Here is a 15,279-nt window from a genome sequence, read left to right as displayed (position 1 = left end):
GCCTTGTGTTCGGCTTCTGCCTCTGGGCCACGTCCGGCTTCCGCCTCTGGGCTACGTCCGCCCGCGGCCTCGTCCGACGATGTTGGTCAGCCGGCGAACCAGCCCCTTGGGAACGAGACGCCCGGCCGTCGTGAGGACCTTGTACTGGAATCCCGGAATACTGATGACCTTGTCGTCACCGAGATCCTTCATCGACGCCGCAACCACCTGGTCGACGCTCAGCCACATCGGCTTGGGGATCGTGGACATCTCGATGCCCGCGCGCTCGTGGAACTCGGTGCGAATGAAGCCCGGGCACAGCGCCTGCACGCGCACTCCCGTCCCGGCCAACCCGCCGGACAGCCCTTCGGTGAACGAGATGACATAGGCCTTGCTTGCCGAATACGTCGAACCCCGCCCGGACAGCAGGCCCGCGACGCTCGCCACGTTGACAATCGTTCCGTGCGCCGACGCGATCATGCTGGGCAGCGCCGCACGGGTCAGCCGCATCACGGCGGTGACGTTGACGTCGAGTTGAGACTGAAGGAGCGCCGGATCGGCGGTCCAGAACTCGCCGGAGGTACCGAATCCGGCGTTGTTCACCAACACCTCGACGCCCTTCTCCAAACGAAGCGCGACCGTGTCGCGTCCGGCCTCCGATGCGAGATCGGCAACCAGAATCTCCGACTCGGTGCCGAACATCGTCTTCAACTCGGACGCGAGGTCGTGCAATCTGACCTCGTCACGTGCGACGAGAACCAGGTCGTATCCGAGGGAGGCGTATTTCTTGGCGAAACCGGCGCCGAGACCAGAGGTGGGTCCGGTCACCAGGGCAACGGGACGCACAGGGCGATCCGAGTGGGAAGTCGACATACCGGCCACGCTAGTGGTTATCGCGCCTGGACGGGAACCTTAAAGGTCAGTCGACCGGGCGAATTGTGCCCGAGCGCTGCGACGCCGGGCGCTGAGCCGGCTTGTCAGCCGCCTCGGGCTTGCGCAGCGATTGATCCGGACGTGGCGCAGATTCCCGCGGTGCGGGCTCACGCGGTGCGGACTCACGCGGGGCAAATTCACGCGGCGGAGCGTCACGGGGCGGCTGCTCTTGACGCGAACGGGGCTGTTCTACCGGATCCGGAGTTGGGCGAGACTTCTCGGCGCCCGGCCGCGGGCGGCTCGGATCGTGATCGACCTCGAGTTCGTTGGGATCGGTGACGGGAGGCAGGACATGCAGAATGCCGGACAGGCGCGCAACCGACTCGATTGCCGCGTCCCAGTCCCGGCCGTTACTGGTCACCGGAAGCGAACCGAGCGTCCACTGCCCTTCGCTCCACAGCATGCTGATCGACGGCGGAACCGATTCGGTGAACGCCACCATGCGCTGATCACAGACACGACGTGCGATCTCGAGATCGGTCGCGAAGACGACTCGTGAACCGATCGCACCCAACAGGTTCAGGTCGCCGTCCTTGGGCGGAGCCGTCGACTTCAACCGAAGATCGATGTCGACGTCCGACCCGATCTCGCGGCGAACAGCCACGATGGTTGCGGTCTCCTCCAGGTCGAACAGCACGAACTGCTCTCCGCGACGGCGGCCGCGGACGACGTCGGTAGCAGTGAGGTAGTCCTGCTTGGCCATGACCGCGCGGTGCCATTCGCCTGCCAGCTGATCGTCAGTGGCCGTGTACGTGTAACCCTGCGCCTTGGCCCAGATCTGACGCACTCGCCCGGATTGATCTCGCCTCGTCCTGTCGACGTACAGAAGCGCACCCGCGCCTGCGAGTGCAATTGCTGCCAGTCCGAACCACATTCCAGTCATCACCCTCCAGGGTAGCGACTCGCGGCCTCAACCTCCCGCGACACCCTGGTGGACTCGCCCGATGTGTCGTGAACGACTCAGTTGCCGAACTTCGGCAGCGACGTACTCAGAATCGTGTTGGCGGTCATCGTGCCGTTCTCCACCGGCGTGCCGTCGACGACGATGTTGTCTCCCGGTTGCAGATCGGCGATGGTGGCGCGGTTGAGCGCGATGAGCGTGGTGTCCGCTGTGGTCAGAATCGTCACCTGCGAACCCCCGATCGAATCGATGACCAACGTGCCGCCGTCGTTCGACTTCACGGTGCCGACGGCTCCCCCGGCGTCACCGATGACTTCGCCGAGCCCGCCTGGAAGCTGGCTGAGCGGAGAATCCGTCGTCGGAGTCGGCGCCGTGGTGCTGGCCTTCGGCGGTGTCGTGGTCGGCGCCTGCGTCGTGGTGGTCGGGGGAACGAAAGCGGTCTGGGTGCCCTTGTCGTTCGAGCCGAACGCCGAGAACGCGATGATCGCGATCACGGCGACCAGGATCCCGACCACACCGGCGGCCACCCACGTCGCGAGCTTGCGCTTCTTACCGCCGCCCGACGATCCATCGTCGATGAACGGCTGTTCCGGCGGAACTCCACCGCCACCACCGGCAACCGGATACTGCTGTGTATTTCCGTACTGCTGCGTGTTCCCGTACTGATCCGGGTTCCCGTACTGCTGAGCGGTGTACGGCGGATAGGCCTGCGTCGCACCAGGCGGCGGCGCCTGCGGATCGAACTGCGGGTTGTAGGCAGGGAACGCCTGAGTGGGATTCGGCTGCTGCCCCTGCTGCCCCAAGTACTCCGTGTTCTGATCCGGTCCGCCGTAGGGATACTGCTGTGCCCCCGGATACTGCTGTGCCCCCGGCTGCTGACCGAAATACTCCGTCGGCTGGTTCGGATTCTGGCCGGACACCGTCCCGTACTGCTCCGTCGGCTGGTCGGGCGTACGCCCCCACACCTCGGTGGCCTCGGGATCCTCACGGCGCGGCCCACCCGAGTTACGCGGATCGTTCTGATCGGTCATGCCTGGCTCACCTTCGGTTGGGACGAAAGAGCGTCGAAGTCGTTCGGAGAGGCGCGGGTGCACTCGTCCCCGGTTCGAGCATCCAGCCATCCAGGGTAGAACAAAATGCGAATGCCCCGCCGATCCAAGTGGATCGACGGGGCATTCCGCTTACCGAATCAGGAGAGAACCAACTGATCCGCGTCCTCGCTGACACCGACGTGCACGGTGTCGCCGTCCTGGACCTTGCCGGCCAGGAGCAGCTTGGCGAGCTGGTCGCCGATCGACTGCTGAACGAGTCGACGCAATGGCCGAGCGCCGTACAGCGGGTCGTAGCCGCGCACTGCGAGCCACATCCGAGCCGCACCGTTCACCTCGAGGGTGAGACGACGCGCAGCCAGACGCTTCTGCAACTGCTCCAGTTGGATGTCCACGATGTGCTCCAACTGCTCCTCGGAGAGCGAGTCGAAGATGACCACGTCGTCGAGACGGTTGATGAACTCCGGCTTGAACGCGTGGCGTACCGCATCCATGACCTGCTCCCGCGTGCCACCGGATCCCAGGTTGGAGGTCAGGATCAGGATGGTGTTGCGGAAGTCCACCGTGCGGCCTTGACCGTCGGTCAGTCGGCCTTCGTCGAGCACTGCGAGCAAGACGTCGAACACGTCGGGGTGTGCCTTCTCGACCTCGTCGAAGAGGACCACCGAGTACGGGCGTCGCCGAACTGCTTCGGTGAGCTGGCCACCGGCTTCGTAGCCGACGTATCCCGGAGGAGCACCGACGAGTCGGGCCACCGAGTGCTTCTCACCGTATTCGCTCATGTCGATGCGGATCATCGCGCGCTCGTCGTCGAAGAGAAAGTCCGCCAAGGCTTTGGCGAGCTCCGTCTTGCCGACGCCGGTCGGGCCGAGGAACAGGAACGAACCGGTGGGCCGATTGGGGTCGGCGACACCTGCTCGGGCGCGGCGAACCGCATCCGAGACGGCGACGACGGCGTCGGTCTGGCCGACGACACGCTTGCCGAGTTCGGACTCCATGCGGAGCAGCTTCTCGGTTTCGCCTTCCATCATCCGGCCGGCGGGGATTCCGGTCCAGGCTGCGACCACGTCTGCGACGTCGTCGGGCCCGACCTCTTCCTTGAGCATCACGTCACCGTCGGAGGCAGCTCCGGAAGCGGCTGCTGCCTCTTCCAGTTCCTTCTCGAGCGCCGGGATACGGCCGTAGCGCAACTCGGCTGCCTTGCCCAGATCGCCGTCACGCTCAGCGCGTTCGGACTCTCCTCGCAGGGTTTCGAGCTGTTCCTTCAGCACGCGCACCGAGTCGATGGCCTGCTTTTCGTTCTGCCAGCGGGTGCTGAGCTGATTGAGCTTTTCGCGGTCGTCCGCGAGTTCCTGACGCAGCTTCTCGAGCCGAGCCTTGGACGCGTCGTCGGTTTCCTTCTCGAGTGCCACTTCTTCGATTTCGAGTCGGCGAACCGTGCGTTCCACCTCGTCGATCTCGACGGGACGCGAGTCGATCTCCATACGAAGTCGCGATGCGGCTTCGTCCACGAGGTCGATGGCCTTGTCCGGCAGGAACCGCGACGTGATGTAGCGGTCCGACAGCGCGGCAGCCGCCACCAACGCGGAGTCGGTGATGCGCACGCCGTGGTGCACCTCGTAGCGCTCCTTGAGGCCGCGCAGGATACCGATGGTGTCCTCGACCGAGGGCTCACCGACGAGCACCTGCTGGAAACGACGCTCGAGTGCTGCGTCCTTCTCGATGTACTTGCGGTACTCCTCGAGTGTGGTCGCACCGACCAGCCGCAGCTCACCACGGGCGAGCATCGGCTTGATCATGTTGCCTGCGTCCATCGCGGATTCACCGGTGGCTCCGGCGCCGACGATGGTGTGCAACTCGTCGATGAAGGTGATGACCTGTCCGGCACTGTTCTTGATGTCGTCGAGGACAGCCTTGAGGCGTTCTTCGAATTCACCGCGGAACTTGGCACCGGCGACCATGGACCCGAGATCCAGGGACACGACGGTCTTGCCTCGCAGCGATTCCGGGACGTCACCCGCGACGATGCGTTGGGCAAGGCCCTCCACGATCGCGGTCTTGCCGACGCCGGGCTCACCGATGAGTACCGGGTTGTTCTTGGTACGACGCGAGAGCACCTGCACGACACGGCGAATCTCGGTGTCGCGACCGATCACCGGGTCGAGCTTGCCGCTACGTGCAGCTTCGGTGAGGTCGGTGGAGTACTTTTCCAGCGCTTGGTAGGTGCCTTCGGGCTCCGGGCTGGTGACGCGAGCGCTGCCGCGGACGGTGGTGAAGGCTTCACGCAATGCGTCCTGGGTAGCGCCATGACGTACGAGCAACTGTGCGACGTCGGAGTCCCCGCCGGCCAGTCCGTAGAGGACGTGCTCGGTGGAGACGTATTCGTCGTCCATCTCGGTGGCGAGGTGCTGAGCAGCAGTGAGTGCCGCGAGTGCCTCACGCCCGAGTTGCGGGGTGGAGCTTGCGCCGGTTGTCTTGGGCAGGCGATCGACGATTGCCTGTGCTTCACGGTGTACGCCCGTGGGGTCGACGCCTACAGCTTTGAGTAGTGGGGCAGCGATGCCGTCGGTCTGGTCGAGCAATGCGACCAGCAGATGGGCAGGCCGGATATCGGGGTTACCCGCCGACGACGCCGACTGCAGTGCAGCCGTCATCGCAGCCTGGGTCTTGGTTGTTGGTGTGAACGAGTCCACTTGTCACCTTTCTGGCGAAGTCGAACGGGAAGAGCCGCGACCGGTTGGTATTGCGACTGTGTCAATATGCTCAACGCGGACAAACTTGAGTCTATTCCGCTCAAGTTTGTTTTCGCCAGGCCGAGTTGGTTTCGTAGGTCACATTTTCAGCCGTACTAGAATTGTGGCGAGAGTTGCAGCTGGTGCGAAAGGGGGATGGATTGGATCCGACAGTGATCGCCCGTCTGCAATCCAGCCTCGATTCTCTGACCGACGACGAAGAGAGCCGTGCGCACTTCTCGGCAGTGTTCTACACCGGCCTCTTTGCGGAACATCCTCTGTACCGCTCATTGTTCCCCGCCGGGATGGAATCGCAGGGCCACCGTTTCTTCAGAGCCATCGAGTTCGTCGTGAAGAATCTGCCCCAGCATCGCCGAATCCGGAAGTTCCTCACCCAACTCGGCCGCGACCACCGTCGCTACGGCGTCGAGCGTGAGCACTACGAGGCCGCCGGCGTCGCTCTGAAGCGCGCGGTTCGGTCGATGTACGGCACGAGCGCGCACAGCCGCTACAAGTGGACGCCGGAGCTGGACGAGGCCTGGTCTCAGTTCACCGACCTCGTCGTCGGCACGATGGCCGACGGCGCCGAATCCGATACGACCCCGGCGCTCTGGGGCGCAACCGTGGTCAGCCACGAACGAGTCCTCGACGATCTGGCGATTGTTCGCCTCGAAGCCGACCCACCCATTCCGTACGGGGCGGGGCAATACGTAGGTGTTCAGATTCCCCAGCGCCCGAAAATGTGGCGGTATTACTCACCGGCGATTCCGACCAACCCTTTCGGTCAGCTCGAGTTCCACATCCGCAAGGTGTCGGGAGGATGGGTCAGCCCCGCGATCGTCAGCGAAACCAACGTCGGTGACCGCTGGGTCATGTCCACTCCCCTCGGCGGCCTCGAGGTCGACTTCACCAGCGACCGTGACGTTCTCATGATCGGGTCCGGCACCGGTATCGCTCCACTGCGGGCACAGGTGATGGAAATGTCTCAACGCGCGCACAACCCGCGCGTGCACCTGTTCGTCGGCGGCCGCTATCCCTGCGATCTGTACGACCTCGAAACCCTCTGGCACATCTCGCTCAGCAACCCGTGGTTGACCGTCGTGCCGGTTTCCGAAGAACCCGAAAACCCTTGGTGGCACAACGGACCGGTGCTCGAACCACCGTTCGGAATGCACAGCCGGCTGATCGGACCGATCGGAAAAGTGGTCGCGCAGTTCGGTTCGTGGGCCGACCGTCAGGTGCAGATCTCGGGGTCACCGTCGATGATCAAGACAACCGTCTACGCCTTGCGTGCCGGCGGAACTCCGCTCGACCAGATCCGGCACGACCCGCTCTACTGACTACAGGAGAACTTTCATGGCCCAGCGAACCTGGTCGAGCACAGTCGTCGAACATCACCGTCTCCGTGAGGATCTGGCGGTTGTTCGTCTTGTCGGCGACGTCGTCCCGTTCCGACCGGGCCAGTACGTCGACGTCAGCGTCCCGCAGAATTCGCGGTTGCTCCGTCGACTCTCCCCCGCACTGCCTCCCTCACACGACGGGAAGTTGGAGTTTCACGTCAAGACGGTTCCCGGTGGTTGGGTCAGCGGTTCGATAGTCAAGGACACCCAGCCTGGTGACGTCTGGCAGATCCTCGACCCGCGCGGCAACCTGTCCGTCGACGAGAACGGCCCCACCGTCATCATGGTCGCGGGCGGAACCGGTTTGGCCCCACTCCGGTCGATCATTCTCGATCTGGCTCAGACCCCGAACCCGCCGCAGGTGTACCTCTTCTTCGGTGGCCGAACGCTTCGTGATCTCTACGCTGCGGACATGCTGTGGCTGCTCGCCGACCAGTTTCCGTGGTTGCAGCCCATTCCTGTCGTCGAAGATCTCTCCGACGGCGGCCCGCCCGACGGATGGTTCGACCGGTTGAACGTCGACATCGGATTCGGCGACGATCATCTCATCGAAGGCACGCTCGCCGACGTCGTCGCGTCGTACGGTGCGTTCACCGAACATCAGGTCCTGGTGTGCGGATCGGCGGCCATGGTTCGGTCGACGCGTGATCGATTGATCGAGGCCGGAACGCCGGCCGAGGTCATTCAGTTCGATCCGTACTGACGGTCAGTACGTCGGGTCGTTGCGAACGGTATCGACGTCGATGCCCACTGCGCGAAGCCTGAATTTGGTGCTGTTGACCATGGATTCGCTGCCGACGACCTGAATGTCGTAGCCCGCCCAGTCCCCGAACGAGGTCACGACCTTACCGACCTTGCCGACGATGCGCCGCTTCATGCCGATCGGCGGCAGTGGCTCCGCTTCGGTGTGCCACCACGGATTCTCGTCTTCTTCGGAGACCGGGATGATCGTGAGCCACGGGTACTTCTCGGCCAGCTTCCACAGATGCGGAAGGTCGTAGAGATCGCACGGATGCTGTCCGGAGTAGAACAGTTGGACCTTGCGAGTGTTGCCGCGTCGGATCAGTTCGAGGATCTGAGCGCGAAGAGGCGCGACACCTGTTCCCGACGCGATCATCAAAAGGTCCTTGGAGTTCTCCGGAATCCCCAAGGCGCCGATGGGCGAACCGACCACCCAGGTGTCACCGACAGCGGTCTGGTTCACCATGACCGGGCTGACCCACCCGCCGGTGACCTGGCGGATGTGGAACTCGAGGATTCCGGTCCCGTCGTACGGCGTGGCCGGAGAGAGGTAGCGCCACATCCGTGGCCTCGCGGCGACCTGCACGCTGACGTACTGACCGGCGCGGTACTCCATCGTCTGGTCGAGTTGCAGCCGCACGACGGCGACGCCCTTGATGACCGGGCGGCATTCGATGACCGTGGCACACCACGCGGGCGGACCGTCTTCCGCGTTGGCGGCATCCATCATCGCCGCCGAGATGATCGCGAGCGCGTTACGCCACGCGCTGTCGACCTCGTCGGTCCACATTTCGGCGCCACCGAAGGTCTCGAGTGCTTCGATCAAGGCATTGCCGACTGCCGTGTAGTGCCCGTCGGTGACGCCGTACTTACGGTGATCGCGGCCGAGCTGTGCGAGGTACTCGAGTATCGCGTCGGACTCGTCGAGGCGTTCGACGACGTGAGCGATAGCGCTGACAAGCCGGTCACGCTGCACATCCATCGCTGCCGGAAAGAACTCCCGGGTTTCGGGCGATCGAGCGAACAGGATCGAATAGAAGGTACGGGCGAGCCGTTCCGGACCATCTTCTACCGCAGCGACGGATTTGAAGCTCGACCGGACCAGAGAGATTGCTTGCGAATCCACGCTCATCCTCGTCCCGACTAGACGCGGCAAGACCCGCCGCGGAATTTCGTCTGCAGCTTATGTCACAAATGTCTGACTCGTAAATCATTCTGGACAAGTGTCACAATGCGACCCCATTTCGCGGTGTGACCGTCCCTTTCTTATTCTTGCGTGCAAGATAAACAAGAGCTTCGACACTCTCGATCGCCGAGCTAACGTTCAGCGAAATCTCAACCAGCCAAACAGGAGTCGTGCCGTGGATTTTGTTCGACAGGACGAATTGCCCACCGATAGCGGGCTTACGTCCCAGATCGCCTCCACTACCCCGACGCTGACCGAGCTTCAGCGTCGGGAACTCGAGTGCGTCGAATTTTTCGACTCTCCGGAACTGGGCCACCTCCCGACGTCTCGGCGGCGTGAGGCCTTGCGTGAACTCCATCGGACCGGCACCTACACGCACACAGCGGAGGAATTGCTCGTCGGCGCCAAACTCGCGTGGCGAAACCACGCCAGGTGCGTCGGTCGCGCGCATTGGCGGACCCTCAAACTCATCGACGCGCGCGATGCCGTCACGGCTTCCGCTCTCGCCGAAGCATGCTGGGAGCACCTGCGACTGTCGACCAACGGCGGCGCTCTGCAGTCGGTCGTGACGGTCGGGCCACTCCCCCGCGAGGACGGTCAGGAGTACCGAATCCTCAGCCCGCAACTGATCCGCTACGCCGGCTACCGGCAGCCTGACGGCACCATCCTGGGCGACCCGTGGCACGTCGATCTGACTGCTCAGGTCACCGCGATGGGGTGGAAGGGCGCCGGTACGCCGTTCGACGTTCTCCCCGTACTGATTTCGGTTCCCGACGAACCCCTGCAGTACTTCGACGTCCCGACCGACCTGGTTCTCGAGGTCGAGATCGAGCACCCCGAATACAGCTGGTTCGCTGATCTGGGGCTTAAATGGCATGCCGTCCCTGCGGTCTCGGACATGAACCTCGACATCGGCGGAATCGTTTATCCCTGCACGCCGTTCAGCGGTTGGTACGTCAGCACCGAGGTAGGCGCACGCAACTTCAGCGACACCGATCGCTACAACATATTGCCCACCATCGGAGCGATGATGGAGCTCGACATGAGCCACGACCGCACGCTCTGGAAGGACCGCGCACTGGTCGAACTGAACCGTGCAGTTATCCACAGCTACCGCAAGGCCGGCGTCATCATGGTCGACCATCACACTGTCGCAAAGCAATTCATCGATCACATCGCGCGTGAGGACAAGGCCGGGCGCAAGTGCCCGACCGACTGGTCATGGGTGAACCCGCCCATGTCCAGCTCGCTCACGCCGACGTTCCACCGCCTGTACGACGAGCCCGATCTCGACATCCGGCCCAATTTCGTGACAAAAAAGAAGAAGGGCACCGACCAAGGCCGGTGCCCCTTCCACAACTGATCGCGCTCAGAAGGGGATCTGCCCCAATCCGACGCCGACCACGAGCATCGTGATCGAGATCAGGCCCGCTCGCCACAGAACCTTCTTGTGGTGATCCGCCAGAGAAACACCGGCGAGTGTGACCAGTAGCAGGATCGCCGGGACCAGCGGGCTCTGCATGTGCACGGCCTGCCCGGTGATCGAGGCGCGCGCCATCTCCACCGGCTCGATGCCGTACTGCGCTGCAGTCTCGGACAGCACCGGCAGCACACCGAAGTAGAACGCGTCGTTGGTCATGAAGAACGTGAGCGGGATACTCAGGACGCCCGTGATGACGGCGAGGTGCGGGCCCATCGCGTCGGGGATGACCTGAAGCAGCCACTCTGCCATCGCCTCGACCATGCCGGTTCCCTGGAAAACGCCGGTCAGCACCGCTGCTGCCAGCACCATCGCGACCACCGAGACGATGCTCGACGAATGGCGTGCGATTGCTTCACCCTGATCCTTGACCGCCGGGAAGTTCACCGCGAGGGCGATCGACGACGCGATCATGAACAGCACCGGGATGGGCAGGATGTCCATCACGAGTACGACGAGAAGGATCGTCGTCAGCGCAGCGTTGAACCAGAGCAATTTCGGCCGCAAGGTGTCCCGCTTGGGGTCGAGGCCGTCGATGAATCGTCCGGTGTCGCCGCCGTCGTCCTCGGAGTCGTTCGAGCCGCCGGTGCCGGCGCTACCGGTGCTGGAACTTCCACCGTTTCCGACCTTTTCAAGGATGCGCTCAGAAGTCAGGACCAAAGTCCCGATCCTGCGGCGCTCCATGATCCCGAGGTGAATCGCGAATCCGAGCACCATGATCAGGCCGACGATCAACGACGGCACCATCGGCACGAACACGTCGGAGGGTGAGAGTCCCAGCGCGCTCGCGGCCCGGACGGTCGGGCCGCCCCACGGAATGATGTTCATGGTCGCGTTGGACAGGCCGGCGATCACCGTCAGAACGACGGGACTGACACCGAGTTTGAGGTAGAGCGGAAGCAGCGCCGAGGTCACGATGATGAAGGTCGTCGAACCGTCTCCGTCCAGCGAGACCACCATCGCGAGCACTGCGGTTCCGACCACGAGCCTCATCGGATCGTCTCGCACCATCCGCAAGATGAGCTTGACCAGCGGATCGAAGAGGCCGACGTCGATCATGATTCCGAAGAAGATGATCGCGAAGAACAACAGCGCCGCGGTGGGTGCGAGCGACTTGATGCCGTCGGTGATCATGTCGCCGATTCCGAGGCCCGCCCCGGCAAGTAGTCCGAAGGCCACCGGAACCAGAGTCAGTCCCACCACCGGGGTCGCGCGTTTGGTGAGAATCAGGAACATGAACACCGCAACCATGAGGAAGCCGAGTGTGACGAGCATGATGAACTCCTTTAGTGCTGAATTGCCGAGAAAAACGGCACGGCAAATCGAGCCGGTGACCTTCGTGGAGGTGAAACGAAACTTCGGTAGTGCTCAGTTGATGCCGGGCGGATCGAGTGTTGCGTCGACGAACCGGGATTGATCGGTGAGGAATGCGGAGAACTCGGGTTCGGTGAGAACTGCACTGTTCCAACCGTTTCGGCGAGACAGCTCGTTCCAGCGCGGGCTTGCCGCCAGATCCCGCACCAAATTCTGCAAGTGCTGACGCTGATCGTCCGTCAGGCCCGGCGGCGCCATGAGGCCGCGCCAATTGGTGAACGTGACGTCGACGCCAGACTCCGCCATCGTGGGCGCATCCACCGCCGGGGTACGGGCCGGCGAGCTGACCGCAAGGACCCGAACCGTGCCTGCCGCAATCTGATCGAGGTACTCACCGATACCGGTGGCGGCTACGTCGACCTGCCTCGTGAGCAGTGCGGGAAGCAGTTCGCCGCCGCCGTCGTAGATGCGGTACGGGGAGCGCGACGGATCGACGCCGACCGCCCGTGCGAACAGAAGGCGGAACAACCCGTCCGGTCCACCTTCACTCGAACCACCGCCGATCGAGATCGACGACGGATCCGCCACCCAGGCCTGCGTCAGATCGGCGAGAGTTTTGTACGGTGAATCTGCTGGAACCAGTAGCGCTTCCGGTTCTTCGACGAGTCTCGCAATCGGTGTCACGTCGGCAAGTGTGTGCTCGGACGGCAGTATCTCGAGCGAACCGAGAACTCCGAGCCCCATGACCATGAGTAGGTCGGGATTCCCGCTTTCGAGAGCCAACCGGTTGAGTCCGACGATGCCGCCCGATCCGGGCAGCACAACGACGTCGGCGTCGACGGTCCCTTCGTCGGCCAGTGCTTGCACCATGGTCCGGGCGGTCAGGTCGTAACCACCACCGGCCACCGAGGGCACCAGTACGCGCAGTTCTTCGGAACTCTCACCCGCTCGGCCACCGGCGAAGAAGGACTCGACCGGAGTGCATCCGGTCGAGAGCACGAGAGTCATCGCGCAGGCACCGAGCAGGGCGATATGCCTGCTCAGCCGCTTCGATGTGCTCATGGCTTCGTCCTTGTCTGCCGGTACCGATGTGTGAACAGGTTTCATACTTACGCACTTTGTGACTGGGGTCACCATTGGGAAAGCAAATTGATTTGTGCTCATTGTGCTCACGAACGGCCGCTTTCCCGGCATCGAACTGAAGGCTAGGGTCTGGCTGGTGTCCTCAGGAAACGAGCAGGCGGAGCGAGAGAGCAAGTCGTCTCTGTTTGCCCGGCTGTTTCGCCGCCGGCACACTCTGGCGACACAACTTCTCGAACTGCAACTTCTGATCGTCGTTGCAGTTCTCGTGTGCGTCACCGCCCTCTCCCTCGCGCAGTCGTCCGCGAGTTTCCAACGCGAGGAGGGACGTCGCGCACTCTCGGCAGCGGAATCGCTCGCAGCCAATCCGGCAGTACGCGAGCTACTCCCCCAGGCGCAGACCCGTCTCCGCTCCGGACTACAAGGTTCGGTCGACTCGGTACGCGCCATCTCGGGCGTCACCTACGTCTCGCTTGCCGACGCCGACGGCAGTGTCGTCATTTCGACGCGTCCCGGTGATGTCGGCATCGACGCACGTCAGACGGAGGATCGGTCGTGGACGGGTTTGGTCGACACGCCCTCCGGCAAGGCCGTGGAGGCGCACGTTCCGATTCTCGGCAGCGAAGGAGCGATTACCGGAACCGCGATGGTCGGCATCGAGTACCCCTCGATCTGGACACGGCTGCTGCAGTCTGCACCGAATCTCCTGGTATACCTCGCGGTGGCATCCCTTCTCGGCGGCGTCGGGTCGATCCTGTTGGCCCGCAGGGTAAAACGGCAAACCCTCGGCATGGAAGCCGGCGAGATCCTGGACCTGGTTCGCCAACGTGAAGCAATGCTGCGCGGTCTCAAGGAAGGCGTCATCGCATTCGACGCGCAGGGAAAGGTGGTGCTGATGAGCGACAGTGCCCACCAACTCCTCGACATCCCACGCGGCAGCGCCGGTAGATCGGTGCGGGACCTCGGTCTCGACGACCGCCTCCAGAGTGTACTGACCTCCGGCACAACCGAATCCGATCAGTTGGTTCTTGTCGGCGATCGCCTGCTCGTCCTCAACACCGTCTTGATCGAATCGAAAGGCCGCACCATCGGGTCGGTCACCACTTTCCGCGACCGCACCGAATTGCGCTCCGTGGAAGAAGAACTCGACGTGACCAAAACCAGCACCGACGCACTACGCGCCCACATCCACGAGTTCGACAATCAACTGCACACCATCTCCGGCCTCATCCAGCTCGGCGAATACGACGAGGTGGTCGGCTACGTCGAGGGTCTGACCATGGAGCGCGCGCAGGTCAGCGCGACCGTGACCGAGAAGATCGCCGACGTCGGCACCGCCGCACTCGTGATCGCCAAGATAGGTGCTGCTGCACAGGGGTTGGTCACGGTCGAGCTGGCGGCGGACACGCATCTGGAACCGGTGGACCGCAGACTCGGACGAGATCTCGTGACAGTGGTCGGAAACCTCGTCGACAATGCCGTCGACGCCGTCGGTGAGATGCCGGAAGCCGCGCGCCGCAAGGTTCGGTTGTCGATTCGGGGCCGTGGCACCGCGGTCGAAGTGCGGGTCGAGGACGCCGGCCCCGGTATCGCGCCGGAGAATCGCGACAGGGTGTTCGGCCAGGGTTGGAGCACCAAGGGACAATCGAGTGACGGACACGGTTTCGGTTTGGCGCTGGTGCGCCTGACGTGTCGTCGGCGGGGCGGCGACGTCACCGTGAGCACTCGTTCGGCAGAGGACATCGAGTGGACTGTCTTCAGCGCAGTCCTACACGACGGAGAGGGCGCATGATCCGGGTACTGGTGGTCGACGACGACTTCATGGTGGCGAAGGTGCACAGCGGATTCGTCTCACGGATAGACGGTTTCGAAGTGTGCGGCGTTGCCCATTCGGCCGAGACCGCGCTGGCCGCAGTCGGTGAGTTGCAACCCGACCTGGTGCTTCTCGACGTCCACCTGCCCGGCACCACCGGACTCGATCTGATCGCCCCGTTTCGCGCGCTGGCACCGGAGCTGGATGTTCTTGTCATCACTAGTGAGCGCGAGGCCGGCTCGGTCAAGAAAGCGCTGCGCAGCGGCGTCGTGCATTACCTGATGAAGCCCTTCACGTTCGAGGTTCTCCGTGAGCGTCTCGAGCGTTACCGATCGACATATGCGAATCTCGACAGCTCCGGCGAAGCAGAACAGGAGGCGGTGGACGAGGCTTTCGGCGTGGCAGGTGGCGCGACAACGGCGTCGTCCCTCAAGGGTCTACCGAAAGGACTCAGTCCTGAGACCCTTCAGCTGGTCGAGGCAGCACTACGAGACGAAACCGAACCCGCCTCGGCCACAGACATTTCCGAGAGGGTCGGCATCTCACGCGCGAGCGCGAGGCGCTACCTCGAATACCTCTACGAAACCGGGCGGTCCACCACTTCGCTGAAATACGGAGTGGTGGGCCGCCCGGAACGTCGTTACGTCTGGAAACGCTGACCCTTCGCTATA

General features: G+C 63.4%; 12 protein-coding genes. 5 read left to right on the top strand and 7 right to left on the bottom strand.

Translation table 11 applies throughout. The features are described 5' to 3' along the window. Positions 1–51 precede the first annotated feature (51 nt). From M0639_RS06915 to clpB, 4 genes are all read right to left on the bottom strand, one after another. On the bottom strand, positions 52–852 hold the full coding sequence (locus M0639_RS06915) for an SDR family NAD(P)-dependent oxidoreductase (protein WP_037131478.1): 801 nt from the start codon (positions 850–852) through the stop codon (positions 52–54). A 46-nt stretch (positions 853–898) separates the two neighbouring features. Next, positions 899–1,786: a hypothetical protein gene (locus tag M0639_RS06910; protein ID WP_003944407.1), complete on the bottom strand. Its 888-nt coding sequence runs from the start codon at positions 1,784–1,786 to the stop codon at positions 899–901. Positions 1,787–1,872: 86 nt separating this feature from the next. After that, positions 1,873–2,844 (bottom strand): hypothetical protein, encoded by a 972-nt coding sequence (locus M0639_RS06905; RefSeq protein ID WP_042452195.1) that lies wholly within the window; start codon positions 2,842–2,844, stop codon positions 1,873–1,875. 158 nt (positions 2,845–3,002) lie between these two features. Beyond that, a complete protein-coding gene (gene clpB, locus M0639_RS06900) occupies positions 3,003–5,555 on the bottom strand; it encodes an ATP-dependent chaperone ClpB (RefSeq protein ID WP_064074642.1) in 2,553 nt (850 codons plus the stop codon). 182 nt (positions 5,556–5,737) lie between these two features. Between clpB and M0639_RS06895 the strand changes: the two genes are divergently transcribed. Both M0639_RS06895 and M0639_RS06890 read left to right on the top strand, forming a co-directional pair. Then, on the top strand, positions 5,738–6,934 hold the full coding sequence (locus M0639_RS06895) for an FAD-binding oxidoreductase (RefSeq protein WP_007726748.1): 1,197 nt from the start codon (positions 5,738–5,740) through the stop codon (positions 6,932–6,934). Between the two features lie 16 nt (positions 6,935–6,950). Beyond that, a complete protein-coding gene (locus M0639_RS06890; protein WP_003944435.1) occupies positions 6,951–7,697 on the top strand; it encodes an FAD-binding oxidoreductase in 747 nt (248 codons plus the stop codon). Positions 7,698–7,700: 3 nt separating this feature from the next. Here M0639_RS06890 and M0639_RS06885 read toward each other — a convergent pair whose 3' ends face one another. After that, positions 7,701–8,861, bottom strand: a complete 1,161-nt coding sequence (locus M0639_RS06885; RefSeq protein ID WP_064074680.1) for a globin domain-containing protein — start codon at positions 8,859–8,861, stop codon at positions 7,701–7,703. 235 nt (positions 8,862–9,096) lie between these two features. Between M0639_RS06885 and M0639_RS06880 the strand changes: the two genes are divergently transcribed. Further along, positions 9,097–10,284 (top strand): nitric oxide synthase oxygenase, encoded by a 1,188-nt coding sequence (locus M0639_RS06880; protein ID WP_082893211.1) that lies wholly within the window; start codon positions 9,097–9,099, stop codon positions 10,282–10,284. A gap of 6 nt (positions 10,285–10,290) precedes the next feature. Here the strand turns inward: M0639_RS06880 and M0639_RS06875 are convergent, their stop codons facing one another. Both M0639_RS06875 and M0639_RS06870 read right to left on the bottom strand, forming a co-directional pair. Next, a complete protein-coding gene (locus M0639_RS06875; RefSeq protein WP_003944372.1) occupies positions 10,291–11,676 on the bottom strand; it encodes a CitMHS family transporter in 1,386 nt (461 codons plus the stop codon). A gap of 93 nt (positions 11,677–11,769) precedes the next feature. After that, entirely contained in the window at positions 11,770–12,822 is a 1,053-nt protein-coding gene (locus tag M0639_RS06870; protein ID WP_058038573.1) for a Bug family tripartite tricarboxylate transporter substrate binding protein, read from the bottom strand. 112 nt (positions 12,823–12,934) lie between these two features. On the opposite strand from M0639_RS06870, the gene M0639_RS06865 reads away from it, so the two are divergent. Beyond that, complete coding sequence (locus tag M0639_RS06865; RefSeq protein ID WP_231915011.1) at positions 12,935–14,587, top strand: sensor histidine kinase; 1,653 nt, start codon at positions 12,935–12,937, stop codon at positions 14,585–14,587. Beyond that, on the top strand, positions 14,584–15,267 hold the full coding sequence (locus M0639_RS06860) for a response regulator (protein ID WP_064074641.1): 684 nt from the start codon (positions 14,584–14,586) through the stop codon (positions 15,265–15,267). Before M0639_RS06865 ends, M0639_RS06860 begins: the two co-directional genes overlap by 4 nt. Positions 15,268–15,279: the final 12 nt, after the last annotated feature.

Source organism: Rhodococcus qingshengii JCM 15477, from assembly GCF_023221595.1.
Classification (GTDB): domain Bacteria; phylum Actinomycetota; class Actinomycetes; order Mycobacteriales; family Mycobacteriaceae; genus Rhodococcus_F; species Rhodococcus_F qingshengii.
This window is presented reverse-complemented; position numbering and strand designations above follow the sequence as displayed.